Here is a 24,116-nt window from a genome sequence, read left to right on the forward strand (position 1 = left end):
GGCGCTACAAGCGGGCACGGCAAGAGGCGAATTGGCGCGGGTGATCAGGCGTCTATCCAAGGCACGCGTTTACATCAACGCCCTAACCTGCGAATTTCATTCCATGATCGAGCTTGTGCGCACCAATGACGCCGTCATCATCTCTTTTGTCGAATCGCTCATGCGCGACGCCGGCATCGCCTGCTTCGTGGCCGACCAGAATATGAGCGTTCTCGAAGGGTCGATCGGCCTTCTGCCGAAGCGCGTGATGGTCGACGCCGAGAAGGCCGAGGCAGCGCGCCGCATCCTCAAGGACGCGGGCATCGAGAACGAGATCCGCGGCAAATAATGGCAGCACCCAGCGCCATTGCCCCGGACACGCCGGCTCACACGGTCGATGCCTTCCATCGCGGCCGCTTCTGGCTGGTGCAGCCAGGCCGGGGCGGCCATCGCGCGGGCATGGACGCCATGATGCTGGCGGCCGCCGTGCCGTCCGGCTTTTCCGGCCGGCTTGCCGATTTCGGTGCCGGCGCGGGTGCGGCGGCGCTTGCCGTGCTGTCGCGCTGCGCGGAAGCGCGGGCGGTGCTTGTCGAGCGCTCCGCCGAGATGACGGCATTTGCCACCACCACGCTTGCCCATCCCGGCAATGCGCATCTCGGCGACCGCGCCTCGGTGCTGAGCGCCGACGTCACGCTCACCGGCCGCGCCCGCGTCGCTGCCGGCCTCGCCGACAATTCCTTCGACTTCGTCATCATGAACCCGCCCTTCAACGCGGCGGAGGACCGCGCCACGCCTGATGCGCTGCGCCGGGAGGCGCATGTGGTGGAGGACGGGTTGTTCGAAAGCTGGATCCGCAGTGCTGCCGCCGTCGCCAAGCCGCGCGGCGGGCTTGCGGTCATCGCCCGGCCGGAACAGCTCGTCGGCATCCTCGATGCGCTGGAAGGCCGCTTCGGCGATGCCGAACTGCTCTGCGTGCACCCACGCCCGGACGAAGCCGCGATCCGCATCGTCGTTCGCGCCAGGCTCGGCGCGCGCGGCAAGCTGGCGATCCGGCCGCCGCATATCCTGCATGGACCATCTGGCAACGAGCCCACCGAACGGACCGAAATGATCAATAACGGGCTGGCGTCGCTGTTCGGCGATTGATTGCTGCCCGGCAATGCGGCATTGCGGTTGGCCAGCCAATTCCTACATGCCTCAAGCAAGATGACCCGCGTCCGTGAACAGAAACCAACCTACCTGATCTCATCTTGCTCCTTTGCACTTTGTCAGGAGACATCCGCCTCGTGAAACGCCTCTTCAACCGTCTGCTGCCGAAATCCTGGCGCTCCAGCGTCGTCACCATTCCGGTCATCCGGCTGCACGGCACGATCATGGCCGGCGGCGGACAATTCCGGCCGAGCCTGTCGCTCGCCTCGACGGCCGGGCTGATCGAAAAGGCGTTTTTGTTCGACGCGCCGGTGGTCGCCATCTCGATCAATTCGCCGGGCGGCTCGCCGGTGCAGTCGCGGCTGATCTTCAAGCGCATTCGCGACCTGGCGGTGGAAAAGAACAAGAAGGTGCTGGTCTTCGTCGAGGATGTCGCCGCTTCGGGCGGCTACATGATCGCGGTCGCCGGCGACGAGATCTTTGCCGACCCGTCCTCGATCGTCGGCTCGATAGGCGTGGTCTCGGCCTCCTTCGGTTTCCCGGAACTGATGAAGAAGATCGGCGTCGAGCGCCGCGTCCACACCGCCGGCCAGAACAAGGCCGTGCTCGACCCGTTCAAGCCGGAGAAGAAGGAAGATGTCGAACGGCTGAAGGCGCTGCAGCTCGAAGTGCACGAGACCTTCATCGACCTGGTCAAGGAACGGCGCGGAACCAAGCTGAAGGACGATCCGGACCTGTTCACCGGCCTGTTCTGGACCGCCAAGCGCGGCCTGGATCTCGGCCTCGTCGATGCGCTGGGCGATATGCGCGGCGTGCTCAAGACGCGCTTCGGCGCCAAGACGCAGCTCAAGCTGATCACCGCGCCGCGCGGGCTTTTCGGCCGCTTCGGCCTGTTCGGCTCGCGTCTCTCGGCGCCCGACATCGCGGCCGCCGCAGCCAGCGGCGTCATCGATGCGGCGGAAGAGCGCGCGCTATGGGCTCGCTTCGGGCTTTGAAAAAGCCACAAAAGCCGCTAGCATGAACGCTTGACCGAGCCCTTGATGGCCGGCCTTGCCGCGGGAACGCGGGAGGAGTGTTGGACATGCCGCAGATCATCTTCTTCGCTGTTGTCGGCGTCGCCGCTTATTTCGGGTACCGCGCTTTCGTGCGCGAGGCTGAGCGCGTGACGGCAAAAATCCGGCGCACCGAAAAACAGACGGCCAACGGCACGATGGGCACGCTGGTCAAGGATCCGAAGACCGGCGAATACCGCCTGGCCAAGGACTAAGCGCTATTTCCCCAGCAGCCGACATTTTGGAACCCGAGACTTTGTCCCGGACCTGGCTTGCGCCGGCCAAGATCAACCTGGCGCTGCATGTCACCGGACGGCGCGACGACGGCTATCATCTTCTTGACAGCCTTGCGGTCTTTACCCGCTTCGGCGACCGGCTGGAGATCGAGCCGGCCGATGAGGACGCGTTTTCGATAACCGGCCGTTATGCGCAAGGACTGCCGCTTGACGACGGCAACCTGGTGGTGAAGGCGCGCGACGCGCTACGCCGCGAAATCGGCGCCGGAAAGACGCCGCCGGTCGCCATCCGGCTGGAAAAGAACTTGCCGATCGCCTCCGGCATCGGCGGCGGCTCCAGCGACGCAGCGGCCGCGCTCAACGGTCTGGCGCGCCTCTGGAAGCTCGACATCGACGACACGTCGCTCGCCCGGATCGGTCTCACGCTCGGCGCCGACCTGCCGATGTGCCTCAAGGCGAAGCCGCTGGTCGCGCGCGGCATCGGCGATGAGGTGTCGCCGCTGGCCGGCTTTCCGTCGCTCGGCCTGGTCCTGGTCAATCCGGGCGTCGCCGTCTCGACGCCCGACGTGTTCAAGGCGCTCTCCAGGCGCGATAACGAGGCGCTGCCGCCCTTGCCGAAGCGCCTCGACTTCCACGCTGTGCGCAACTGGCTGGAGACGACGCGCAACGATCTCGAGGCTGCCGCCCGCACGATCCAGCCGGCGATCGGCGAAGCGCTCAAGGCGCTTAGAAAAGCCGATGCCGCCTTCGCGCGCATGTCGGGTTCGGGCGCCACATGCTTCGGCCTGTTCGAGACCGGCAATGTCGCCAAGCGCGCGGCGGTCGAGATCCGCGCACGCCATCCCGACTGGTTCGTCGCCGCGACGCGCAGCATGGAGGCGACCGATGGCGAAGCTTGAAGAGAGCCGGCCCTTCATCCCGGTGCGCATCGCGGTGCTCACCGTTTCCGACACGCGCAGCCTTGCCGACGACAAATCCGGCCAGACTCTGGCCGACCGCATCACGGAGGCCGGCCATATGCTTGCGGCCCGCGATATCGTCACCGACGACCGCGACAAAATCCGCGACAAGGTGCTGGGCTGGTCACGCGACAAGGAAATCGATGTCGTCATCACCACGGGCGGTACCGGCTTCACCGGCCGCGACGTGACGCCGGAAGCGCTGGAGCCGATCTTCGAAAAGCGCATGGACGGTTTTTCGGAAGTCTTCCATCGCATCTCCTACGACAAGATCGGCACCTCGACGATCCAAAGCCGGGCGACCGGCGGCGTCGTCAACGCCACCTTCGTCTTCGTGCTGCCGGGCTCGCCCGGCGCCTGCAAGGACGCCTGGGACGGCATCATCAAGGCACAGCTCGACTACCGCCACATGCCGTGCAACTTCGTCGAGATCATGCCCAGGCTCGACGAGCATTTGCGGCGCGGCGGCAAGGCCGGATAGCCGGCCTCACGGACCAAGCGCTTAGCGAATGACAGGCTCGCCGTGAAAACGGCGGCGCGACGGTTTCGAGACGCCGAAGCCGACCTCCATCATCAGGCGCGGCGTCGTCGCCGGCACCGTGCCCATGTGGAAGCCGAACGGGTCCTCGACGAAGCCGAGGCCCGCCTCGCCGGTGAGCGTTACCGGGCTTTGCTGTCCGTAGACGGAAAGAACGTCCTCGGCCGGGTGGCCGACCAGAAGCGTCAGCTGGTGCTTGAGCGCCCGGCGCTTGTGGCTGCCGCGCACGAAGACATGCGGGCCGGTGCCGGCATCGACCGGCACCAGATAGAAGAAGAACTTCAGCATGCGCCAGTCGTCGAGATCGAAATGGTATTTGCCCAGCGATGCGAGGTTCTTGTCGGCGTCCGACGCCTTGCAGGTCGGAAAACTCCACCAGACGCGCGTGGTGATCAATTTCGCCTGGCCGCCGAGATAGTGCCCGGCGACATCGAGCAGCAGCGGGTCCTTCTGGATCGCCAAAGCCGCCGGGCAATCGAGAATGCGCTCGAAATAATGCCCGCTGAGCAGCGAGCGGCCGAACCGCTTCTCGGCCCCGGCATGGTCTTGCGGCATGAATTCGAGACGGCGGTCGAAATTGCCGAAGCAAGGCGTACGTCGCGCGAAGGCGGCGATCTCCTCATGGATCGCCGGCGGCAGCACGAAACCTGAAAACAGCCCGTCCGAACGCAAGGCATCGACCACGGCTTCGCGGTCGACGCCGGTAAACATCGTCTCGCCCGCATAGTCGAGCGACCGGGCGCGTCTGGCGCCCAGCCAGTGCATGCGGCGGCCCGGCATGGTGCGCGCCAGAACGAACATCGGCAGCCAGGCCGGGTTCTCGCGAAGGTCGGTCAGATAGGTCGGGATGCGCACGGCGATGCGGCGAAACAGGCTGCCGTTGCGGGCAATGGCTTCCAGACTGGCGGCGCCGGAATTGTCGGGGGTATGCATCAGGGTCCTCGTAAAGGCGGCGCCCGACTCGAACGTCGGCATCTCGCCGCTCCGGCATTACCCAAACCCGATTTTCCCGCATAAGAGGATGCTAACCCAACGGCAGATTTTGTGCAATGCACAACAACGCCGGTTGCGGTAAATTTTCCCACAAAAACTTCTGGATAGAAATCACTTTGGCGGCGCGACCCAGATCTCGGCGTGCAGCCTTCTGGTGGCGAGGCCGCGGGCCAGCGCTTCGGCGCCGCGTGCGCTTTTGGCAAGTGCTGCGGCCTGGCACTTGCTGATGACGAGACCCTCGGCCAGCGCGCGATTGCCCGAAAACACCCTTGCCAGGAACGGCGTGCGGTTGGCTCTGGCGCGCGAGAAACGCGCCGGCATGGTCTGTCTTGCGGTATGGGCGACGACTTCGTCGATCCAGCCCTCGGCAAGCCGCGCGCCGGGCTCCAGGACAAGCAGCCAGTCGCCCTTGGCCTGGCCGATGCCGGCGGCGATGCCGCCCGCCACATAGTTGCATCCGGCGTGCTCTGCGACGCGATGCGTCTGGTCGGTCGAGCCGGCATCGCAGACGATGACGTCGCGCACCACGCCCTCGACCGCACCGCCGATCAGCGAGGCGAGCGTGCGGGCAAGGCCCTCTTCGTCATTCCTGGTTTCGATCAGAACGCTGAGCATTGCTAGAGGATGATACCGAAACGTGTGAGGCGGTTTTCGGAAAACATCATGCTCCCTCTCTATCGAAGAGACGAATAGCGGAAAGCCGGGCGTTGCGCCAGTTGTGCATTGCAACGCAAAAAGTTCTTGCTTTGTTCTCATTGGGAAAATAGGAATAGTTTCATGAACAGAGCGATTCGACAGCCCGCGGACAGTCCCTGGGAAAGGGCGAAAATGGAACAGATCGTGCGTGCCGACCTTGCTGCTTTCGGAGCAGGCAGGGCCGAGATGGCAAATGCGATGATCGAGCAGAGCGGCATGCGCGTGCGGCCCGACCGCAACCGCGGGCGCTCGGCCGGCATCAACCCGTCCGGCCGCTTCGAGCCGGTCAGCCGGCACGTGTTCGACGACGGCTGGAATTCGCTGGAAGAACTGCCGCCGTTCAAGACCGAGGTGCAGGTGGAAAAGCCGCGCACCATCATCACCCGCAACGAATCGCCGGACATTTCCTTTGACCGCTCGATCAATCCCTATCGTGGCTGCGAGCATGGCTGCGTCTACTGTTTCGCCAGGCCGACGCATGCCTTCATGGGCCTGTCGCCGGGGCTCGATTTCGAATCGAAGCTGTTCGCCAAGCCGGACGCGGCGCGCATGCTGGACCGGGAATTGTCGAAGCCCGGCTACCAGCCGCGCACCATCGCCATCGGCACCAACACCGATCCCTACCAGCCGATCGAGAAGCAGTACCGCATCATGCGCGAGATCCTCGAGGTGCTGGAGGCGCGCGGCCATCCGGTCGGCATCGTGACCAAATCGGCGCTGGTGACGCGCGACATCGACATCCTGTCGCGCATGGCCGAGCGAGGGCTTGCCAAGGTGGCGCTGTCGGTTACGACGCTCGACCGCATGCTGGCGCGCACCATGGAGCCACGCGCGTCGACCCCGACCAAGCGGCTGGAAGCGATCCGCCAGCTGTCCGATGCCGGCGTTCCTGCCTCGGTGATGGTGGCGCCGATCATCCCCGGCCTGACCGATCCGGAGATGGAGCGCATCCTCGATTCGGCCAGAGCCGCCGGGGCCAGGGAAGCCGGCTACGTCATCCTGCGCCTGCCACTCGAAGTGGCGCCGATCTTCAAGGACTGGCTGCTCAGGCACTACCCGGATCGCTACCGGCATGTGATGTCGCTGATCCGCTCGATGCGCGACGGCAAGGACTACGATTCCGAATGGGGCAAGCGCATGAAGGGCGCCGGTCCCTATGCCTGGCAGATCGGTCGCCGCTTCGAGATGGCGGCCAAGCGGCTCGGCCTCAATGCCGAGCGGCGGCAGCTTCGCGTCGACCAGTTCGTCGCGGGCTCCGGCGCCGGCGAGCAGCTGATGCTTTTGTGAAGACTGCGCCGGCCATGAGGGGCCGGCGATAAAGAATCCCGTCCGGCCCCCTGCCCCCCGGCCGTGAGACGGTGCCCTCCCTGGTCCGACGCCCCATCCGACCCGGAGGGACTTGCGGAGAATCGGAGCCGATGCGAACCTCGCCGCACCATGGCTCGCGCGCGTTCCGATTCTCCGCTTCTCTTTGAAATGGTCGAGAAGCCCGACTTCTCGATCGAGACCAAGGCGATGGCCGACGGGCTATGGCCAGTCGCCGGCATGGACGAAGCCGGCCGCGGCCCCCTCGCCGGCCCGGTGGTGGCGGCTGCCGTCGTGCTCAATCCGGCCAACATTCCGGAAGGCCTCGACGATTCGAAGCGCCTCACCCATTTGCAGCGCGAGGCGCTGTTTCTCAAGATCCTTGGCTCGGCGCTCAGCGTCTCGATGGCCTCGATCAGCGCCGAAGGCATCGACAACAGCAACATCCTCAAAGCCAGCCTGGAAGCGATGCGCCGCGCCGCCGCCGGCCTGTCGCTGAGGCCGAAGCTCGCCCTTGCCGACGGCCGCGACATCCCGCCCGGGCTCGCTTGCGAAGGCCGCGCGCTGATCAAGGGCGATCAGCGCTCGCAGTCGATCGCCGCGGCATCCATCGTCGCCAAGGTGATGCGCGACCGCATGATGTGCGGCTGCGGCGGCCACCACGAGCATTACGGCTTCGAGGTTCACATGGGCTATGCGACGGTCCGCCACCGCAGCGCGATCGAGACGCATGGACCAGTGGCGAGATTGCACCGCGCATCGTTTGCGCCGTTCCGGCTGGGTGGGGCGGAGGTGGTTGAGGAAGAAAGTTTCGCCGGATTGGAGTGAGACGGCGAAGCTGCCAATCTCCCCCCTCGTGGGGGAGATTGGCAGCGACGGCGCGCCGCTCCCTTTTCAAACAACAAAAAAGCCGCCGGGTTGCCCAGGCGGCTTTGATCTCGAACTGCGAAATCAGCTCAGTTCAGCTTCGCCTTCACGTCATCCAGCGCCGACTTGAACAGATCCGCGCCGGCCTTGGCGTCGACCTTGGCGGCAAGCAGCCCACGGGCTGCCTCGACCGCGATGTCGACGGCGGAGGCGCGCACTTCGCTGACGGCTTCGCGCTCGGCCTGGGCGATCTTCTGCTCGGCAAGCGCGGTGCGGCGCGCGACATAGTCTTCCGTCTTCTTGGCCGCTTCGGCGGCCAGCAACTCGGCTTCACGCTTGGCCGCGGCGACGATGTCGGCGGCCTCCTTCTCGGCTTCCTTGCGCTTCTGCTGATACTGGCCGAGCAGCTGCTGGGCCTCTTCGCGAAGCTTGCGGGCTTCGTCCAGCTCGCTGCTGATCTTGGCCGCGCGGGCGTCGAGCGACTTGGTTAGCATGCCCGGCACCTTCAGATAGATGACGGCACCGACGAAGATGATCAGGGCGATGGTCGCCCAGAGCGTCGCGAGTGATGTAGCGTCCATGATCTCGCTCCTCACCGGCTCGCGGATTTGACCGCTGCCGCGACCTCGCTCTTGTCGGCCTTGCCGCCGACAAGCGCCTCGACGATGGCCGACGTGGTGTCCTCGGCTATGGTGCCGACTTCCTTCATAGCCTTGGCCTTGATCGAGGCGATGCTCGCCTCGGCCTCGCCGAGCTTCTTCTCGAGCTCGGCCTCGAGCTTTTTGCGCGTGCCCTCGGCGTCTGCCTTGGCGGCGTCGCTCGCCTGCTGGCCGATCTTGTTGGCGTTGGCCTTGGCCTCGGCCAATTCCTGCTCATAGGCGGCAACGGCGGCATCGGCCTCGCCCTTCAGCCTTGCGGCTTGGTCGAGATCCTGGGTGATGCGATCGTTACGGACGTCGATGATGGCGCCGAGGCGCGGCATCACCACCCGCTTCAGGAACAGGTAGAAAAGCCCGAAGGTGATGACCAGCCACAGGATCTGCGACGGGAAGGTCGCGGGATTGAATGGCGGGAACGTGCCATGCTCCTCGGCGGGCACAGCGGTGCCTGCATGCGTCTCGCCTTCGGCCGCGGCCGGCGCGGTGTCTTCCGCATAGGCAGATGTCACGAACATCTCATTCCCCTGTCCACGTGGCGGGGCCGCACCATGCGACCCCTAGCGTCAGCTCTTGAGTCTTACTTGAAGACCAGGAGCAGAGCGATCAGGAGCGAGAAGATGCCCAGAGCTTCGGTCACTGCGAAGCCGAAGATCAGGCGGCCGAACTGGCCGTCGGCAGCCGACGGGTTGCGGAGCGCACCCGAGAGGTAGCTGCCGAAGATGTTGCCGAGGCCGATGCCCGCGCCGCCCATGCCGAGGCAAGCGATACCGGCGCCGATAGCAGCTGCTGCATTTACTTCCATGTCGAACTCCTGTGGTTTTCGTAATCGTTGCGGTTGGTACGTTGGGTATGCTGGCGCCGAAGCGCCGGTTGAAATCGATCAGTGGCCCGGGTGCAGGGCGTCGTTGAGATACATGCAGGTCAGCACCGCGAAGACATAGGCCTGCAGGAAGGCGACCAGCAACTCGAGCGCAGTCAGCGCGACAGCCATGGCGAGCGGCAGCACCGAGCCGGCGATGCCGACGGCGCCGAGCGCAGAGAGGCTGACGACGAAGCCCGAGAACACTTTCAGCGTGATGTGGCCGGCCAGCATGTTGGCGAAGAGACGAACCGAGAGGCTGACGGGACGCGAGACGAAGGAGATAACTTCGATCGCCACCACCAGTGGCAAGAGCAGGCCCGGCACGCCATGCGGCACGAAAAGCTTGAGGAAGCCGAGGCCGTGCTTGGCGAAGCCGTAGACGACGACGGTGCCGATGACCAGGATCGCCAGCGTGAAGGTGACGATGATGTGGCTGGTGACGGTGAAGAAATAAGGGAACAAGCCGATCAGATTGGCGACCAGCACGAACATGAACAGCGAGAACACCAGCGGGAAGAACTGCATGCCCTGCTTGCCGGCGGCATCGCGCAGCATGTTGCCGACGAACTCGTAAGCCATTTCGGAAATCGACTGCAGGCGGCCCGGGATCAGCGCGCGGCTGGCGGTGCTCATGTAGAGGAAGCCCGACGCGAGGACGATGGTCACGACCATGAACAGCGCGGAATTGGTGAAGGAAACGTCGTAGCCGCCGATGTGAATCGGGATGAGCGGATGGATCTGGAACTGGTGGATCGGATCGACCTTGTCAGCAGCAGCCACTTTAAATCCCCGTCAAAGCCACGATCGGCTTCTTCACAAGTTCTGTTTAGCGCCTTCAGGCGCCTGATGTCATTTCTTCGGTTCGCGCGGCTGGCCGCCTTGACCGAATTCCGACGCAAGTCCCGCCGAACGCAGGACATTGAGCACGCCGGCACCAAAGCCAAGCAACAGGCCGACGATCAGACCCCATGGCGCCGTTCCCGCCAGACGGTCGATGAACCAGCCCAAGCCGACACCGACCACCACTCCGGCGATAAACTCGCTGGACAGCTTCAGCGCCTGACCGTAACCGGTCGCGGCTTTCACTTCGTCTTTCCCCTCGGGCCGGTCCGGCCGCCTCGTCGCAAGCGATGCTTCGAGACTGCGCCGGCGGCGCTCAAGTTCGTCGTCGCGGATGGTGGCTTCTGGCTGCCTGCCGCGGCCGGTTTCTCCGGTTCCGTCTGGCCCGGTTTTGTCGGCCATCGCAACCCCCCTGCCCGAGCAGACGATTTACCGTCCGTCCGCTTGTAAAGTCGCCGGCAACATAGTTAGAGGGTCAGCGCCCGTCAAGCCACGGACCGAACTTCGAAGCGATGTATTTTTCTTATATAAATCAATATCTTATCAAAGTGCGACATCGTGCCCTTCACGGCCGCGTGAGGCGACGGTGCGAATCCGCGCGGCAAGTCGCTCAGGCGGAGGCATGCCGGGCACCGGAGGAAGGGGCGCCGGAGGCATCGCTTAGGCGGCTCGGCTCGAGCCGCCCAGCCGGCTCAGCTCCAGCCGCCGCCATAGGTGCGGTAGAAGATGTGCAGGCCGATTTTGGTCATGCGGTGCATGGCGCGCGCCCAGCCCGGATGGACGTAGTTGGCGTAGTAATGCGTCGAGGAGCCGACCTCGGGAATGAAGATCTTGCCGGCCGTCACCGCCATGGCGACCTCCTGCGCGGTCTTATAGGAGGCCTGGTCGGTGACGACCTTCTTCCTGCCGTCGCAGGCGAAGGAGAACTGGCAGCGATTGAACCAGTCGTCGTTCTGGTAGACGACGCCGCAGATGGTTTTCGGATAGGCCGGGTTGCGGACGCGGTTCAGAATCACCTGCGCCACCGCCGCCTGGCCGCGGACGGGCTCGCTGCGGGCCTCGAAATAGATGCCTTTGGCGAGGCAGGCCTGTTCGGGCTTGGAAAAGACGCTCGCCGGCAGCGGGTTCTGCAGCCAGGCATGATCGCCCTTGCCCATCGGCGGGATGAAGCGGCCATCGTTCGGCTGCTCGTCCTGCAGCAGCGCCTCGAAGGGCGAGGCCTTGGCGTAGTCGGGCGCCGCCTGGGCATAGGCGGTGGCAAGGACGTCCGGCTTGTCGTTGTTGACGAGCGCGATCAGTGCCGCCGGCAGATCCGGATCGGGCTTCTTGTCCTCGCGCAGGTGGAAGGCCTGGGCGATCTGCACCTCCTTGCCCTTGATGCCGGGCTTGGCGAAGGTCAGCTTCAGGCCGCTGTCCAGGCTGGGGCGGATCAGCGAGGAGGTGCGCTCGAAGATGGAGCCGGCGCTGAAATTCTTTGGCGGCGCGACTGGCGACACCTGCACCAGGCGCCCCTTCTTGTCGGCGCGCACGACACGGTCCTCGTCGGGCGTCGCGCCTGCGGCGCTGCCCTTGCCACGGAATGCGACGGTGCCGACGCCCGGCAGATTGACGCCGGAGCCGGAGAGCGAACCGGTGGTGGTGGAATCGACGAAGGGCATTTCGGCCGCATGCACCGAGCCGGCGGCGGACTTCTCGACATAGGCGTTCCAGCGCGTATTCGGCGCTTCCAGCCCGGACACCAGGCTGGTCATGTCCTGATAGCCGACCTCCGCCGGAAAGCCGACCCAGATGCCGAGCCCAAGAACCAAAGGCGGAAGGAAGGAACGTCTTTTCGCAACGGCGGCGGCGACAAGCCGCTTTGCAACGCGTCGATGCACGGAACTCTCCAGAACGCTACTGACCCGGAGAGCGAAAATGAAGCATTAACCTTGATGGTGAGTTAACGACATCGATCATCTTGTCTTCATGCAGGTGGCCAGCCGGCTCCCCGTCTCAGGGAGCCGGCGAAGAATCATACCTGGCGCAGGAAGATCGGCCAGGCGATCGCCGCGCAGATGGCAGCCGCCAGCCACACGCCTTGCCAGGCGAAGACCAGCAGAAGCCACGGAATGGCGATCGGCACCAGGCAGAAACCGATGAAGACAAAGCTGTTCGCGAGGCTGAGCGCGGTGCCGACATGGCCAGCGCCGGCCAGCGTGGCGAGTTCGGTATAGGCGACGCCATGCCAGGCCGAGACTGAGATGCCGGCGACGACGACCATGAAGGGTAACGCCGTAATCAGCGCCGGCTGACGGCCGGCCGCGAGCACGAACAGCCATAACAGCAGGAACGCCGCGGCGCTGAGCGCGCTGCAAAGCTTCAGGAAGGACCGGCGATTGCCGTGGCGGTCGGTGTAGCGGCCGCTCCAGACGCGCATCGTCATGGCGCCGGTCTGTACGACGGCAAGGCTGGCGCTGGTTACAAGCGTGCCCATGCCGGCGAAGTCGTGCAAGAAGACCGAGGCGAAGGTCAGCACCGCGACCTGCGGGAAGCAGAGCAGGCCGATCGCCGTCGAAATGCGCCAGACCTCGATGTTGCGCAGTGGCGCCGGCCCGGTCGAAGCAGCCGCGACATGGCTACCCGCTTCCGTCGGCGGCTCATGCAGCCAGCGCCAGGCGAATAAGGCCGAGAGCGCGGAGGCGGACGCCAGCAGGCCGAAGACGGCAGCGAAGCCATATGCCGAGGCAAGCGAGGGCAGGACGAGCGCGCCAAGCCCGCCGCCCATCGGCACCGCGGTCTGCCTGATGCTCATGGCGAAGCCGCGCTCGCCTTCTGCGAACCAGCCCATGATGGCGCGGCCGCTGGAGCCGTTGACGCTGCCGCCGAGCAGGCCGGCGACCAGCAGGCTCGCCGAAAGCAGCGCGGCGCCAGGGATGGCCATTTTCGTCGGCACGACGAGCAGCGCCATGATCAACAGCCATGCCGCCGTCGCGCCGAGCCCGGTCAGAAGCACGCGGCGATCGCCCCAGCGATCGGTCAGCACGCCCCAGGGCAGTTCGCTGAGCGCCACGCCGAGCCCGAGCAGACCGAGCGCAAGACCGAGTTGGGTATTGTCGAGGTGATAGCCCTGTCGCATCACCACCGCGGTGGCGGGGATGCCGGAGAAGGTGGCGGAGAAACCGGCATTGGCGGCAACGCCGATACCAAGCACCTTCCAGCGGTGGTTCGGCCCGAAACGCGGAGGAGCAACGGTGGTTTTGCCTAGTCGGCATTCGGCGCGCGTGACGATGGCGGACATGATTCTCATTCCCGTGACGGCCGGCGAGCGGCCTTGACGCACGGGATGTAGCGCCATAGCATCATCCATAAAATCAGGAAGTTTTTGACAAACGATCCTGAAAATTAGGACAATACCATGCACCGTGTCACATTCGATCTGGACGTGTTGAGGACCTTCGTCACCGGCATGGAGTTGGGCAGCTTCGCCAAGGCGGCCGAGCGGCTCGGACGTTCGACATCGGCCGTCAGCGCACAACTGAAAAAGCTGGAAGAGCAGGCAGCGACGCCGATCTTCCGCAAAGCCGGGCGCGGCCTGGCACTGACCGAGGCCGGCGAGACGATGCTGGGCTATGCACGGCGGCTGATCGAGCTCAACGACGAGGCGGCTTCGGCCATTCGCGGCGTCGAGCTTGAAGGCTGGGTGCGGCTCGGGCTGCAGGAGGATTTCGGCGAAACGGTGCTGCCCGAAGTGCTCGGCCGCTTCGCGCGCGCCCATCCCAAGGTGCGCATCGAGGCGCGCATCGGCCGCAGCCACGAGCTGGCGGATCGCGTCGTCTCCGGCAACCTCGACATCGCGCTTGCCTGGCATGACGGCGCAACCTTGCCTCCCTACAGCCGCCGTGTCGCCGAGGTGCAGACGCGCTGGATCGGTCCGGCTAAGCCGATGGCCGTCGGCCCGGGCGATGGCGGGCCGCTGCCGCTGGTGATGTTCGAGGCGCCTTGCCTTTTGCGCACAGTGGCGACGGAGACGCTCGACCGCGCCGGCAAGGGCTGGCGCCTGGCCTTTTCCAGCCCCAGCCTCGGCGGCATCTGGGCGGCGGTGGCGGCGGGCCTTGGCCTGACCATCCGCACCGACATCGGCCTGCCCGCCACTGTCCGGGCGGTCGCGCCAGGCGTGCTCGATCTGCCCGCCTTGCCGAAGCTGGCGCTGCATCTGCACCAGAAGGATGCCGAGCTCGATCCGGTCTCAGCGCGGCTGGCGGAGATCCTTTTGCAAGCGGCGATGGAGGCGCTGCCGGAAGGGGCGCGGACTGAGAGGTTGAGGGAGGTCGCTTAGGCCCACACTGTTCGTCATCCACGGGCGGAGCGACGCGAAGCGGAGCGTAGACCCGAGGATCCATTCCGTTACGTCGACCAAAGAGTGCAGAGGTGCAGAATTCTGAATCGTCGCGGCGCCTCTAAGTCACGGCATGGATCCTCGGGTCTGCGCGCGTCGCTTCGCTCCTTGCTTCGCCCGTGGATGACGACCGCAGGGAAGCGCTTCCCAAAGCCTCACCGCTTCTTCGCGCGCCCCGCAAACGGATTGTCCGAGGTGCGCAGCGCCATGCGGATCGGCACGCCGGGCATGTCGAAGGCCTCGCGCAGGCTGTTGGTCAGGTAGCGCACATAGGATTGCGGCATCGCGTCCGGGCGCGAGCAGGAGACGACGAAGCCCGGCGGGCGGGTCTTGGCCTGGGTGACATATTTGATCTTCAGCCGGCGGCCGGCGACGGCAGGCGGCGGATGATGTGCCAGGATGCCTTCCAGCCAGCGGTTGAGCTTGCCGGTCGAGACGCGGCTGTTCCAGACCTTGTGGGTCTTGATGACGCTTTCCATCAGCTTGTCGAGGCCGCGCCCGGTCTCGGCCGAGACGGTGACCGCCTGGATGCCGCGCACCTGCGGCAGCAAGCGCCCGGTCTTTTCGCGCAACTCGGCCAGCAGTTCCTGCGGGTTGTCGATCAGGTCCCATTTGTTGAAGGCGATAACCGGCGCCCTGCCCTCGCGGATGATGAGATCGGCGATCTGCAGGTCCTGCTTCTCGAAGGGGATGGTGGCGTCGAGCACGATGATGACGATCTCGGCGAAGCGGATGGCGCGGAGCCCATCCTGCACCGAGAGCTTCTCGAGCTTTTCCTGCACCTTGGCCTTGCGGCGCATGCCGGCGGTGTCGTGGAGCTTTATGCGGCGGCCGCGCCAGTCCCAGTCGACCGAGATCGAATCGCGGGTGATGCCGGCTTCCGGGCCGGTCAGCAGCCGCTCCTCGCCGATCAGCGCGTTGATCAGCGTCGACTTGCCGGCATTGGGGCGGCCGACGACGGCGATGCGCAGCGGCTTGGTGTCGTCATAAGCAGGCTCGGCGTCCGGATCGGCGATGTCCTCGCCGATCAGCACCTCGCTGGCGGCGATCTCGTCGCTGCCGTCTTCTTCCTCGTCCTCGCCGAAGGCGCGTTCCTCGCCAAGCGCTTCGACCACCGCGTCGCGCAAATCGGGCATGCCCTGGCCGTGCTCGGCCGAGACCGGGATCGGCTCGCCAAGGCCGAGCTCCCAGGCCTCCAGCAGGCCGCCTTGCGCGCCGCGGGCTTCGGCCTTGTTGGCGACCAGCACGACCGGCTTGCCGGACTTGCGCACCACCTCGGCGAAGGTGCGGTCGTCGGGCATCAGGCCGGACTTGGCGTCGACGGTGAAGAAGATCAGGTCGGCCTCGCGGATGGCGATCTCGGTCTGCTGGCGCATGCGGCCGGGCAGCGTCGAGGCGGCGGCATCCTCGAAACCGGCGGTGTCGATGACGTCGAAATGGAGGTCATAGAGTTTTGCCGCATGGACGCGGCGGTCGCGCGTCACGCCGGGCGTGTCGTCGACAAGCGCCAGCTTCTTTCCGACCAGCCGATTGAAAAGAGTCGATTTGCCGACGTTAGGCCGGCCGATGATGGCGACTTTGAACGACATCCGGGGTCACGAGGCGTTGCCCGACCCGCGGATCAGCTCGGACATCAGCGTTGCCCGCTGGCGCACATTGCGCGGGGCGCCGTCATCCGAAGAGATCTGGTCGAACAGTTTGAGCGCATCGGCCGACTTGCCGTCCTTCCAGGCGGCAAGGCCAAGCGCCTCACGCGCCGAGCTGCGCAGCGGGTTGGTGTCGGCGGTCAGCGCCTCGACGCGGCTGGCGACATCGGCGTAGGAACCGTGGTCGACGAGCAGCAGCGCCGCCCTCAGACGCGCGATGTCGCGGATGCCGCCGGGGATGGCGGTGTCGGCGGCGACCTCGTCGAAATCCTTGACCGCGCCGTCGACGTCGCCCTTGTCGGCCTTGACGGTCGCGGCGCGCATGCGAGCAAGCAGCGGATAGGCGCCGTAGCCGTCCTTCTCCAACTGGTCGAGCGCTGCGATCGCCTCGTCGTTCTTGCCGTCATTGGCAAGCTTGAGCGCCGCCGAGAAAGCATCGCCCGAGCGGTTGGCGCGGGTCTCGTCCCAATAGCGATAGCCGACGACGGCGGCGGTGCCGAGCACGATCAGGATGGCGATGCCGAGCAGCGCCGGGCCGAAACGGTCCCACAGCTTTTGCGCCTGCTCGCGACGCATCTCTTCGTTGACTTCGCGGATAAAACTGTCGTCCGACATCAATCAAAAACCACTTCAGCCCCGGACGGGGCGCTTGTTGAGCCCGCGTTTTAGCGAAAAATTGCCGGCATGGAAGGGGGAGAGCGGGAAAATCGGCGCAGAGCGGCAGATAGTCCGCCGATCTTGCCGGAACGCATCGGCGCCACATTTGCGCGATAGCCGGCTTCCTATCAGCCGGAGAGGGTCCTGCCAGAAGGTTGCCGATGCTGCGTTCGTACCGCGTTCTTGCGCTCAGTCTTGCCGCGATTGCCGCCGCGCAATCGGCCCTGGCCGATCCGCCGAAAGCGCCCTCCTCAGCCCCGACGAAGCCCAAGCAGATCGTGCTGATCTCCTTCGACGCGGCGCGCGAGATCTCGCAATGGCAGCGCAGCCGGGCGCTGGCAAAGCGCACCGGCGCGCATTTCACCTATTTTTTGTCCTGCGTCTTCCTGCTCTCGCCGGACACGCGCCAGCTCTATACCGGCCCGGGCAAGGCCGCCGGCAAATCCAATGTCGGCTTCGGCGCCTCGAAGCAGGACGTCGCCGACCGGCTGGAGCAGGTAAGGCTGGCCGCCGCCGAGGGCCATGACATCGGCAGCCATGCCTGCGGCCATTTCGACGGCAAGGCGTGGAGCAAGGCCGACTGGCTGGCCGAATTCGCGTCGGTCCGGCGCATCTTCGAAAACGCCTTTGCGATCAACGGCATCCCGGAACCGGCCGGCTGGCGCGATGTCGCGCATCATGCGTTGGTCGGGTTCCGCGCGCCCTATCTGTCGACGAACAAGGCGCTTTACGAAGCGCTGCCCGAAGCCGGCTTCCAGTATGACGCCAGCGGTGTCTCGAAAGGCCCTACCCTGCCGCCGACGGTGAACGGCACAACGCGCTTTGCACTGCCGCTTATTGCGGAGGGACCGAAGGCAAAGCCGGTTGTCGCCATGGACTACAATCTCTTCGTGCGCCATTCCGGCGGCTTCGAGCGGGCGGACAAGGACGGAGCATTCGCCGAGCGCGCCTACCAAGCGTTCCGCGCCGCCTTCGAAGCCCAGTATAACGGCAAACGGCTGCCGCTGGAGCTCGGCTTCCACTTCACCCCGATGAATGGCGGTACCTATTGGAACGCGCTGGAGCGCTTCGCCGGCGAGGTCTGCGTGAAGACCGACGTCGAGTGCATCAGTTTTCGCGACTACGTGGCGCGGCAACGCGCCGGGCAGTCAAAGGCGGCGGTGGGCGGCTAGAGCCGCCCACCCTCCGATTCCAGGTCAGGCAGGATCTTCCGCACTTTGGCGGGCCAAATAACGTTGGTCGATGTCGGGCAGTGGCTCGCCTTCAAGTGTTGCTTCGAAGGCGCGCAAGCGCTTGTGAATGGATTGCAGTTCGACGATCGTGGACCACGACGTGAGAAGGAACTGAAGCGACCCGGTTACCTTGCCGAAAGCGTTCGGTATCTGGTTCAGGACGCCCAGCGATATCCTGTGCGCCACGATCGACGGGCCCATGACGAGGAACGAGAAGATGTTGTCCGCCTGCAGGTAGGTGTAACGAACGACGTTGAAATAGATATAGTGGAAATACAGCCTGAAGTAGTTGCGGCGCACATTTGCAAATAGCTCTGCCGTCGTTGCCGGCTGCGCCCGATCCGCATGGTCCTCGCCATAGACGAGTTCCTTGCGGTATGCCGCTTCGACGCGTTGGTTGCGAAACTGAAGGCCGGGCAGCTTGAGGCCAGCCACCATGACAGCAACAGTTCCGAACAGACACCAGGCGATTGCCGCAAGGACAAGCGGTTGGGGAATGGCTCCGATCACCGGCAATTCGCTGATGTGGGTCTGCAGTTGGATCATTACCGGCAGGAATGCAATCAACGTCATGATCGACTGCACAAAGGTGGAGCCCAAATCCTCCATGATTTGCGAGAAGCGCATCGTATCTTCCTGGATACGCTGCGACGCGCCCTCGATGTGGCGCAGCTTGGACCAATTCGCCATGAAGTAGTCGTTCATCGCGGTGCGCCACCGGAAGACCCAGTGGCTGACGACAAAGTTGTTGATCACGGAAACATTCATACCAACCAGCGCCAGCCAGGCGAAGGTGGCCAATCTTTCATAGAATTCAATGTTCGTTGATTCCACCGTTTTCGAAATCAGCCCCTGTATGTAGTCGAAGAACGGACCGTACCAATCGTTCACGGCAACGCTAATCTGCACGTTGAAATAGATCATGAATAGAATAGTGGCCGCCACCAGGATGGACCAATCTTGCCATGGATGCGGGGCGTACCAGCGCCAGAAAGCGTAGAAGATCGCAACGCAAGCCGCAAAGTAGATATAGAACCAGAGGAATGGCTTCGATATGAACACGGCAATGCCGATGACGGCCGGCGCGTCTGGGGAGGCCGGAGGCATCCCAAGCAACGCTCCCAGTTGCTCACCTCCGAAGAACCAAAACAAGATCGCGGCAAGGCTCCAGAGGGCGGCCGAGGTGAAGAAGAGCTTCGGCTGCGGGAAGAAGGATACGAACACTGGGCGGGGTTCCTCGGTCTGACCGCAAATCAGCGGCGTTGCTGCTCGGCGGGCATAAGGTCACACATTAGGGGGAAAGAAAATGCCTTGTCCGATGCCCGGCATCGAACAAGCCGACCAATCATGGCGATTTTGGCGCAGCCAACCAGGCGATGACGGCGGAGGCGAGCAGCGCGGCCGCCGCCATGATCGACGCAGCGACATAGTTGCCCGAGGCCTGGGCGAGCAGGCCGGCAGCGATCGGACCTATGATCTGGCCGAGGCCGAAGGCCGCCGTCATCACCGCGAAGATGCGGCGCGGCGCCTGCGGGGCGAGTTGCCGTCCCGCCTGCAGCCCAAGCGCGGTGACGGCGATGAATGTGCCGCCGAGCAGGACGCCGGCAATCAGCGGCCCGGCAGCACCCTTGACGACGACGCTGGCGGTGACGCCGACCACTTCGACCAAGCAACTTACGGCATAGGCGGCGTAGAGACTGGTCCTGCCGGCGAACTTCTGCCAAGCCCATGTCGAGGGAAAGCCGGCAAGGCCGGCGACCATCCAGACGCTCGCCTCGAAGACGCGGCTGCCGCCGCCCTCACGAACGATGGCGATCAGAAACGTCGCCGTCACCACATAGCCGAAGCCGAACAGCCCGTAGGCGACGATCATCCTGGTCAGCGACCCGTTCCTCGGCAGCGCCGGTTCGCGGCCGGCGACGCCGTTGGCGGGTCCGGTCGAGCCGGCAAGCAGCGCTACCAGCGCGAGCCCTGCCAGCGAGATGGCGCCCGACCAAAGCCAGCCCGCCGGCCAACCGGCATGCTCGGTGACCAGGACGGCAAGCAGCGCCGAGGATGCCGCGATGCCGAGGCCGACGCCGCCGAAATGCAGCGCCTGCAGATCACCGCGCCCGGTGCTAACCAGATGGCTGAACACGATCGACGACATGAACACCATGACGAAGGCGCTGGCGAGGCCAGCGAGGAAGCGGATGATGAGAAAGGCGGCGATGGTCTCGTTCAGCCCCATCAGGCCGGCGAGCACAGCGCTTGCGGCGAGGCTGGAATACATCAGCAGCCGTTCGCGGCCATGCGCCCAGTTGCCGGCGGCGGCGAGCGCGCCGATCAAATAGCCGACGTAGTTGGCCGACGCGATCCAGCCGGCATCGGCCGGCGTCAGATGCAGTTCCTCCATCATGCCGGGCAGGATCGGCGTGTAGACGAAGCGGCCGATGCCCATGGCGACGGCAAGCGCCGTCATGCCGGCGACGGCTAGACGCAAGGGAGATGGCGAGGCGTTCATTGCGGCGCACAATAGGCGCGGCGGATGTTGTTACAATGCGCTTTTGTTGGGCCAGCCTGACGATCTTAATAAGGATCGCCTGCACGGGGTTTGGCCCGAAAATCCCCTATGTCAGCGCCGCCCCTCATCCGCCCTTCGGGCACCTTCTCCCCGTATTGTGACGGGGAGAAGGAGACGGGCCGCGACCCCAACGACTATCCTGCAGCGTTGAAAATTGGCGAAAGCGGCGATGCCGGTGTCTTTCTCCCCGTCACTATACGGGGAGAAATGCCCGGCAGGGCAATGAGGGGCAGCGCTAACGATGGCAGGCTACGCACCCATGGACGCAGCGTCCTTGCGCCGTCGGAGAGCGATCTTCAATAGCTCGCCGTTTCGTGCACAGTCCGGTAGGCGGTGAGCCGGAACGGCATGTCGCCGAGCTCGCGCTCCGACATGGTGTCGAGCACCGGATGCGAGAGTGGATCGGTCACCCAGCGGGCGATCTCGCCGTCGTCGTGGCGGCCTTGCCTCGATCCGGCGCCGGAAAGCCCTTTCAGCAAAGATAAAATCTTCATCGAACCTGCCTCCACGAAATGGCTTGCGTCCATAAAATCTGCCTTTGCCCGCACAGTTTCAATTGAGATTTCAGCCGCTCCAGTTTAGAAAAACTGAATGGCCATGCTGAACCGCGTCCATCTCAACGGCTTGCGCGCCGTCGAAACCGTTGCCCGGCTGGGGTCGCTGGCGGCAGCGGCAGCCGAGCTCAACGTTTCGGTCAGCGCCGTCAGCCAGCAGGTCAAGCGCACGGAAAGCCAGCTCGGCCAGGCGCTGTTCGAACGCACGCCGGGTGGGCTGGTGCCGACGGAATTCGGCGCGGTGTTCAGCGCGCGGTTGAGCGACGGATTTCGCGAGTTGGCGCAAGCCGTGGCGCTGGCCGACGAGGCGAGCCAATGCACGCTGGTTGTGTCGGTCGCGCCCGCCTTTGCCTCGAAATGGCTGCTGCCCCGGCTGTCGCGGCATTTTTCCCGCCATCAGAACGTGCTGCTCAGGATCGACGCTTCGGGCCGGCTGGCCGATCTCGACCATTCCGACATCGATATCGCCATCCGCATGGGCGACGGCACATGGCCCGGCGTAAACGCGGAACTCCTGCTGGCGCAGGAGATTTTTCCGGTCTGCGCGCCATCGATCGCGAGCAGGTTGCACGCGATCGAGGACCTGGCGCAGACCTGCGCCATCACCGACGAGCGCACGCTGATCAGCTGGGACAGCTGGTTCGCGGCGGCCGGCGTCGAGCCGGTCACTTTCCAGAAGGGCGCGCGCTTCACCGACCCGATGCTTTGTCTGGAATCGGCGATCGCCGGCCATGGCGTGATGCTGGCCTGGCAGTTGCTGACCGCCGACGCGCTGGCCGACGGACGGCTGATCGCGCCCTTCGGCGTGCGCGCCGAGAGTGGGCTCGGCTACTGGATGGTCACCTCGGCCACCAAGAGCGAGAGCCGAAAAGTGCGCAACTTCAAGGCCTGGATCCGCGAGGAGATCGAGATGACGGTGGCGCAGTTTCAGAAACTCGACAGCGCTGCCTAACCTAGTCGATCGCGGTGGAAAGGCCGGCCTCGCCGGTCTATGTAAGGATAGACCCCAACATCACGGCAGGCAGGATCATGACCACACATTCGCGCGGCGTCTCGGCAAGCATCGACCCGGTAAAGCTCGACAGGCTGGCCGAAGTCGCCATCAAGGTCGGGCTGCAGCTGCAGCCCGGACAGGATCTGGTGCTGACCTCCTCGATCGCAGCGCTGCCCTTGACCCGACGCATCGTCGAGCACGCCTACCAGGCCGGCGCCGGGCTGGTGACGCCAATCTTCAACGATGACGAGATCACGCTGGCGCGCTTCCACTACGGCGCCGATGCCGGTTTCGACCGCGCCGCCGGCTGGCTCTATGAGGGCATGGCGAAGGCCTTCTCCAACAATGCGGCGCGGCTTGCGGTGCGCGGCGAGGACCCGTCGCTGTTGTCGGCGCAGGACCCGGCCAAGGTGGCGCGCGCCAACAAGGCCAATTCGATGGCCTACCAGCCGGCGCTGGAAAAGATCACCGGCTTCGACATCAACTGGAACATCGTCGCCTATCCCGATCTGGCCTGGGCTCGCCAAGTGTTTCCGGGCGAGCCCGACGATGTGGCTGTGGTGAAGCTGGCGGACGCCATCTTCTCGGCCTCGCGCGTCGATGTCGAGGATCCGATCGGTAACTGGAAGGCCCACAACGCAGCTCTCGCCGAGCGCACCAAATGGCTGAATGAACACAATTTCCATGCGCTGCATTTCACCGGACCGGGCACCGACCTGACCGTCGGACTGGCCGATGGCCATGAATGGATGGGCGGCGCCTCGACGGCCAAGAACGGCGTCACCTGCAATCCCAACATCCCGACCGAGGAGGTCTTCACCACGCCGCATGCCAGGCGTGTCGAAGGCCACGTCTCCTCGACCAAGCCGCTCTCCTATCAGGGCACGCTGATCGACGAGATTTCCGTGCGCTTCGAAGGCGGACGGATCGTCGAGGCGAAGGCAGCGAAGGGCGAGGATGTCCTGAAGAAGGTGCTAGACACCGACGAGGGCGCGCGCCGGCTCGGCGAAGTCGCGCTGGTGCCGCACTCCTCGCCGATCTCGAAGAGCGGGTTGCTGTTCTTCAACACGCTGTTCGACGAGAACGCCGCCTGTCACATCGCGCTTGGACAGTGCTATTCAAAGTGCTTCGTCGACGGCGCTTCGCTCAGCCAGGACGAAATCGCCGCGCGCGGCGGCAACAAGAGTTTCATCCATATCGACTGGATGATCGGCTCGGACAAGATCGACATAGACGGCGTCGCCAAGGACGGCAGCCGCGTGCCGGTGATGCGCAAGGGCGAGTGGGCTTAGTAGGCTTCTTGTTCTACGCAATTTCGGACGGAAAACCGCTCCACACTTTTCCTGGAATTGCTCGGCCAGCGGAGGTGTGATGGCCTTCGACATAGCGGTGAAGCGCATTTATGAGCCGCCGGCGAAAGCCGACGGCCAGCGGGTGCTGGTCGACCGCATTTGGCCGCGCGGCGTCCGCAAAGAGAATGCCACGCTGACGCTCTGGCTGAGGGAGATCGCCCCGAGTGACGGACTGCGCAAATGGTTCGGGCATGAGCCGGAGCGCTGGGCGGAGTTTCGGAAGCGGTATCGGGCGGAGCTGGATGGGAATGGCGAGGCGGTGGCGCAACTGCGCGCACTGCTTGGCAACGGCAAGGTGACGCTGCTCTACAGCGCGCATGACGAGGCGCACAACAATGCCGTGGCGCTGGCGGAGTACCTATAGGCGTAAACTTTGAGATGCTGGCGGGACAGCGCCCCCCTCTGTCCTGCCGGACATCTCCCCCACGAGGGGGGAGATCAGATGTCGCCTCGGCTTTCGCCAATCGCCAACGGCGCAGGATGTGTGGGGCGCCGGAACTGCCAATCTCCCCCCTCGTGGGGGAGATGTCCGGCAGGACAGAGGGGGGCGCGAAGGAACTCGACTTCTAAATTTGAGTCCTACTTCACCTTTGCTTCGTAAAACTCTG

At 64.8% G+C, this 24,116-nt stretch carries 27 protein-coding genes; 13 read left to right on the forward strand and 14 right to left on the reverse strand.

Going from position 1 to position 24,116, the window contains the following annotated elements; genetic code table 11:
- Positions 1 to 103 precede the first annotated feature (103 nt).
- The 6 genes from FJ988_RS29905 (at position 104) to moaB (ending at position 3,856) form a co-directional block, all read left to right on the forward strand.
- Positions 104 to 328: a DUF2007 domain-containing protein gene (locus tag FJ988_RS29905; protein ID WP_140822849.1), complete on the forward strand. Its 225-nt coding sequence runs from the start codon at positions 104 to 106 to the stop codon at positions 326 to 328.
- The gene (locus FJ988_RS29910) at positions 328 to 1,125 is read left to right on the forward strand and encodes a tRNA1(Val) (adenine(37)-N6)-methyltransferase (RefSeq protein WP_181183725.1); all 798 of its coding nucleotides are present in this window, start codon (positions 328 to 330) and stop codon (positions 1,123 to 1,125) included. Before FJ988_RS29905 ends, FJ988_RS29910 begins: the two co-directional genes overlap by 1 nt.
- Before the next feature lie 140 nt (positions 1,126 to 1,265).
- A complete protein-coding gene (locus FJ988_RS29915; protein ID WP_140822853.1) occupies positions 1,266 to 2,123 on the forward strand; it encodes a S49 family peptidase in 858 nt (285 codons plus the stop codon).
- A gap of 86 nt (positions 2,124 to 2,209) precedes the next feature.
- A complete protein-coding gene (locus FJ988_RS29920) occupies positions 2,210 to 2,395 on the forward strand; it encodes a hypothetical protein (protein WP_140822855.1) in 186 nt (61 codons plus the stop codon).
- Positions 2,396 to 2,421: 26 nt separating this feature from the next.
- Positions 2,422 to 3,315 carry a 4-(cytidine 5'-diphospho)-2-C-methyl-D-erythritol kinase gene (locus tag FJ988_RS29925; RefSeq protein WP_140822857.1) on the forward strand — a complete coding sequence of 298 codons (894 nt, stop codon included), beginning with the start codon at positions 2,422 to 2,424 and terminating at the stop codon, positions 3,313 to 3,315.
- A complete protein-coding gene (gene moaB / locus FJ988_RS29930) occupies positions 3,302 to 3,856 on the forward strand; it encodes a molybdenum cofactor biosynthesis protein B (RefSeq protein ID WP_140822859.1) in 555 nt (184 codons plus the stop codon). Before FJ988_RS29925 ends, moaB begins: the two co-directional genes overlap by 14 nt.
- Positions 3,857 to 3,877: 21 nt before the next feature.
- On the opposite strand, the gene FJ988_RS29935 is transcribed toward moaB, so the two are convergent.
- Positions 3,878 to 4,846, reverse strand: a complete 969-nt coding sequence (locus FJ988_RS29935) for a hypothetical protein (protein WP_140822899.1) — start codon at positions 4,844 to 4,846, stop codon at positions 3,878 to 3,880.
- A 171-nt stretch (positions 4,847 to 5,017) separates the two neighbouring features.
- A complete protein-coding gene (locus tag FJ988_RS29940; protein WP_140822861.1) occupies positions 5,018 to 5,521 on the reverse strand; it encodes a glycosyltransferase in 504 nt (167 codons plus the stop codon).
- A gap of 213 nt (positions 5,522 to 5,734) precedes the next feature.
- Between FJ988_RS29940 and FJ988_RS29945 the strand changes: the two genes are divergently transcribed.
- Both FJ988_RS29945 and FJ988_RS29950 read left to right on the forward strand, forming a co-directional pair.
- A complete protein-coding gene (locus FJ988_RS29945) occupies positions 5,735 to 6,889 on the forward strand; it encodes a PA0069 family radical SAM protein (RefSeq protein ID WP_140822863.1) in 1,155 nt (384 codons plus the stop codon).
- Between the two features lie 150 nt (positions 6,890 to 7,039).
- The gene (locus tag FJ988_RS29950; protein WP_140822865.1) at positions 7,040 to 7,735 is read left to right on the forward strand and encodes a ribonuclease HII; all 696 of its coding nucleotides are present in this window, start codon (positions 7,040 to 7,042) and stop codon (positions 7,733 to 7,735) included.
- Positions 7,736 to 7,863: 128 nt separating this feature from the next.
- Here the strand turns inward: FJ988_RS29950 and FJ988_RS29955 are convergent, their stop codons facing one another.
- The 7 genes from FJ988_RS29955 to FJ988_RS29985 form a co-directional block, all read right to left on the reverse strand.
- A complete protein-coding gene (locus tag FJ988_RS29955) occupies positions 7,864 to 8,355 on the reverse strand; it encodes a F0F1 ATP synthase subunit B (RefSeq protein WP_140822867.1) in 492 nt (163 codons plus the stop codon).
- A gap of 11 nt (positions 8,356 to 8,366) precedes the next feature.
- Positions 8,367 to 8,948 (reverse strand): F0F1 ATP synthase subunit B, encoded by a 582-nt coding sequence (locus tag FJ988_RS29960; protein WP_140822869.1) that lies wholly within the window; start codon positions 8,946 to 8,948, stop codon positions 8,367 to 8,369.
- A 62-nt stretch (positions 8,949 to 9,010) separates the two neighbouring features.
- On the reverse strand, positions 9,011 to 9,235 hold the full coding sequence (locus tag FJ988_RS29965; RefSeq protein ID WP_010914827.1) for a F0F1 ATP synthase subunit C: 225 nt from the start codon (positions 9,233 to 9,235) through the stop codon (positions 9,011 to 9,013).
- 78 nt (positions 9,236 to 9,313) lie between these two features.
- On the reverse strand, positions 9,314 to 10,075 hold the full coding sequence (locus FJ988_RS29970) for a F0F1 ATP synthase subunit A (protein WP_140822871.1): 762 nt from the start codon (positions 10,073 to 10,075) through the stop codon (positions 9,314 to 9,316).
- Positions 10,076 to 10,144: 69 nt separating this feature from the next.
- Positions 10,145 to 10,537 carry an AtpZ/AtpI family protein gene (locus tag FJ988_RS29975; RefSeq protein WP_140822873.1) on the reverse strand — a complete coding sequence of 131 codons (393 nt, stop codon included), beginning with the start codon at positions 10,535 to 10,537 and terminating at the stop codon, positions 10,145 to 10,147.
- A gap of 290 nt (positions 10,538 to 10,827) precedes the next feature.
- Positions 10,828 to 12,012: a cell wall hydrolase gene (locus FJ988_RS29980; protein ID WP_140822875.1), complete on the reverse strand. Its 1,185-nt coding sequence runs from the start codon at positions 12,010 to 12,012 to the stop codon at positions 10,828 to 10,830.
- Between the two features lie 134 nt (positions 12,013 to 12,146).
- Positions 12,147 to 13,412 carry an MFS transporter gene (locus tag FJ988_RS29985; protein WP_140822877.1) on the reverse strand — a complete coding sequence of 422 codons (1,266 nt, stop codon included), beginning with the start codon at positions 13,410 to 13,412 and terminating at the stop codon, positions 12,147 to 12,149.
- Between the two features lie 117 nt (positions 13,413 to 13,529).
- Between FJ988_RS29985 and FJ988_RS29990 the strand changes: the two genes are divergently transcribed.
- On the forward strand, positions 13,530 to 14,450 hold the full coding sequence (locus FJ988_RS29990) for a LysR substrate-binding domain-containing protein (protein ID WP_140822879.1): 921 nt from the start codon (positions 13,530 to 13,532) through the stop codon (positions 14,448 to 14,450).
- A gap of 215 nt (positions 14,451 to 14,665) precedes the next feature.
- Here the strand turns inward: FJ988_RS29990 and der are convergent, their stop codons facing one another.
- Together der and FJ988_RS30000 are read right to left on the reverse strand one after the other, a co-directional pair.
- Positions 14,666 to 16,099: a ribosome biogenesis GTPase Der gene (gene der / locus FJ988_RS29995; protein ID WP_140822881.1), complete on the reverse strand. Its 1,434-nt coding sequence runs from the start codon at positions 16,097 to 16,099 to the stop codon at positions 14,666 to 14,668.
- Between the two features lie 6 nt (positions 16,100 to 16,105).
- The gene (locus tag FJ988_RS30000; protein ID WP_140822883.1) at positions 16,106 to 16,771 is read right to left on the reverse strand and encodes a tetratricopeptide repeat protein; all 666 of its coding nucleotides are present in this window, start codon (positions 16,769 to 16,771) and stop codon (positions 16,106 to 16,108) included.
- Positions 16,772 to 16,974: 203 nt separating this feature from the next.
- Between FJ988_RS30000 and FJ988_RS30005 the strand changes: the two genes are divergently transcribed.
- A complete protein-coding gene (locus FJ988_RS30005; protein ID WP_140822885.1) occupies positions 16,975 to 17,985 on the forward strand; it encodes a polysaccharide deacetylase family protein in 1,011 nt (336 codons plus the stop codon).
- Positions 17,986 to 18,009: 24 nt separating this feature from the next.
- Here FJ988_RS30005 and sbmA read toward each other — a convergent pair whose 3' ends face one another.
- The 3 genes from sbmA to FJ988_RS30025 all read right to left on the reverse strand — a co-directional run bounded on the left by sbmA (position 18,010) and on the right by FJ988_RS30025 (position 21,102).
- Positions 18,010 to 19,269 carry a peptide antibiotic transporter SbmA gene (gene sbmA, locus FJ988_RS30010; RefSeq protein WP_140822887.1) on the reverse strand — a complete coding sequence of 420 codons (1,260 nt, stop codon included), beginning with the start codon at positions 19,267 to 19,269 and terminating at the stop codon, positions 18,010 to 18,012.
- A gap of 121 nt (positions 19,270 to 19,390) precedes the next feature.
- Positions 19,391 to 20,548, reverse strand: coding sequence for a YbfB/YjiJ family MFS transporter (locus FJ988_RS30015; protein ID WP_246688700.1), 1,158 nt, complete (start codon positions 20,546 to 20,548; stop codon positions 19,391 to 19,393).
- A gap of 356 nt (positions 20,549 to 20,904) precedes the next feature.
- Positions 20,905 to 21,102 (reverse strand): hypothetical protein, encoded by a 198-nt coding sequence (locus FJ988_RS30025; protein WP_140822889.1) that lies wholly within the window; start codon positions 21,100 to 21,102, stop codon positions 20,905 to 20,907.
- A 97-nt stretch (positions 21,103 to 21,199) separates the two neighbouring features.
- Between FJ988_RS30025 and FJ988_RS30030 the strand changes: the two genes are divergently transcribed.
- The 3 genes from FJ988_RS30030 to FJ988_RS30040 all read left to right on the forward strand — a co-directional run bounded on the left by FJ988_RS30030 (position 21,200) and on the right by FJ988_RS30040 (position 23,872).
- On the forward strand, positions 21,200 to 22,114 hold the full coding sequence (locus tag FJ988_RS30030; RefSeq protein WP_140822891.1) for a LysR substrate-binding domain-containing protein: 915 nt from the start codon (positions 21,200 to 21,202) through the stop codon (positions 22,112 to 22,114).
- Between the two features lie 77 nt (positions 22,115 to 22,191).
- Complete coding sequence (locus tag FJ988_RS30035; RefSeq protein ID WP_140822893.1) at positions 22,192 to 23,448, forward strand: aminopeptidase; 1,257 nt, start codon at positions 22,192 to 22,194, stop codon at positions 23,446 to 23,448.
- Between the two features lie 79 nt (positions 23,449 to 23,527).
- The gene (locus FJ988_RS30040) at positions 23,528 to 23,872 is read left to right on the forward strand and encodes a DUF488 domain-containing protein (RefSeq protein WP_140822895.1); all 345 of its coding nucleotides are present in this window, start codon (positions 23,528 to 23,530) and stop codon (positions 23,870 to 23,872) included.
- Positions 23,873 to 24,116 lie beyond the last annotated feature (244 nt).

Source organism: Mesorhizobium sp. CU3 (assembly GCF_006442965.1).
Taxonomy (GTDB): Bacteria; Pseudomonadota; Alphaproteobacteria; order Rhizobiales; family Rhizobiaceae; genus Mesorhizobium.

What these genes read in the sequence shown, in the direction of transcription:
- FJ988_RS29905 (WP_140822849.1), top strand. Translation starts at nt 104, where the DNA reads ATGATCGAGCTTGTGCGCACCAATGACGCCGTCATCATCTCTTTTGTC.
- FJ988_RS29910 (WP_181183725.1), top strand. Translation starts at nt 328, where the DNA reads ATGGCAGCACCCAGCGCCATTGCCCCGGACACGCCGGCTCACACGGTC.
- FJ988_RS29920 (WP_140822855.1), top strand. Translation starts at nt 2,210, where the DNA reads ATGCCGCAGATCATCTTCTTCGCTGTTGTCGGCGTCGCCGCTTATTTC.
- moaB (WP_140822859.1), top strand. Translation starts at nt 3,302, where the DNA reads ATGGCGAAGCTTGAAGAGAGCCGGCCCTTCATCCCGGTGCGCATCGCG.
- FJ988_RS29935 (WP_140822899.1), bottom strand. Translation starts at nt 4,846, where the DNA reads ATGCATACCCCCGACAATTCCGGCGCCGCCAGTCTGGAAGCCATTGCC.
- FJ988_RS29940 (WP_140822861.1), bottom strand. Translation starts at nt 5,521, where the DNA reads ATGCTCAGCGTTCTGATCGAAACCAGGAATGACGAAGAGGGCCTTGCC.
- FJ988_RS29945 (WP_140822863.1), top strand. Translation starts at nt 5,735, where the DNA reads ATGGAACAGATCGTGCGTGCCGACCTTGCTGCTTTCGGAGCAGGCAGG.
- FJ988_RS29950 (WP_140822865.1), top strand. Translation starts at nt 7,040, where the DNA reads ATGGCTCGCGCGCGTTCCGATTCTCCGCTTCTCTTTGAAATGGTCGAG.
- FJ988_RS29955 (WP_140822867.1), bottom strand. Translation starts at nt 8,355, where the DNA reads ATGGACGCTACATCACTCGCGACGCTCTGGGCGACCATCGCCCTGATC.
- FJ988_RS29960 (WP_140822869.1), bottom strand. Translation starts at nt 8,948, where the DNA reads ATGTTCGTGACATCTGCCTATGCGGAAGACACCGCGCCGGCCGCGGCC.
- FJ988_RS29965 (WP_010914827.1), bottom strand. Translation starts at nt 9,235, where the DNA reads ATGGAAGTAAATGCAGCAGCTGCTATCGGCGCCGGTATCGCTTGCCTC.
- FJ988_RS29975 (WP_140822873.1), bottom strand. Translation starts at nt 10,537, where the DNA reads ATGGCCGACAAAACCGGGCCAGACGGAACCGGAGAAACCGGCCGCGGC.
- FJ988_RS29985 (WP_140822877.1), bottom strand. Translation starts at nt 13,412, where the DNA reads ATGTCCGCCATCGTCACGCGCGCCGAATGCCGACTAGGCAAAACCACC.
- FJ988_RS29990 (WP_140822879.1), top strand. Translation starts at nt 13,530, where the DNA reads ATGCACCGTGTCACATTCGATCTGGACGTGTTGAGGACCTTCGTCACC.
- der (WP_140822881.1), bottom strand. Translation starts at nt 16,099, where the DNA reads ATGTCGTTCAAAGTCGCCATCATCGGCCGGCCTAACGTCGGCAAATCG.
- FJ988_RS30000 (WP_140822883.1), bottom strand. Translation starts at nt 16,771, where the DNA reads ATGTCGGACGACAGTTTTATCCGCGAAGTCAACGAAGAGATGCGTCGC.
- FJ988_RS30005 (WP_140822885.1), top strand. Translation starts at nt 16,975, where the DNA reads ATGCTGCGTTCGTACCGCGTTCTTGCGCTCAGTCTTGCCGCGATTGCC.
- FJ988_RS30015 (WP_246688700.1), bottom strand. Translation starts at nt 20,548, where the DNA reads ATGAACGCCTCGCCATCTCCCTTGCGTCTAGCCGTCGCCGGCATGACG.
- FJ988_RS30025 (WP_140822889.1), bottom strand. Translation starts at nt 21,102, where the DNA reads ATGAAGATTTTATCTTTGCTGAAAGGGCTTTCCGGCGCCGGATCGAGG.
- FJ988_RS30030 (WP_140822891.1), top strand. Translation starts at nt 21,200, where the DNA reads ATGGCCATGCTGAACCGCGTCCATCTCAACGGCTTGCGCGCCGTCGAA.
- FJ988_RS30035 (WP_140822893.1), top strand. Translation starts at nt 22,192, where the DNA reads ATGACCACACATTCGCGCGGCGTCTCGGCAAGCATCGACCCGGTAAAG.
- FJ988_RS30040 (WP_140822895.1), top strand. Translation starts at nt 23,528, where the DNA reads ATGGCCTTCGACATAGCGGTGAAGCGCATTTATGAGCCGCCGGCGAAA.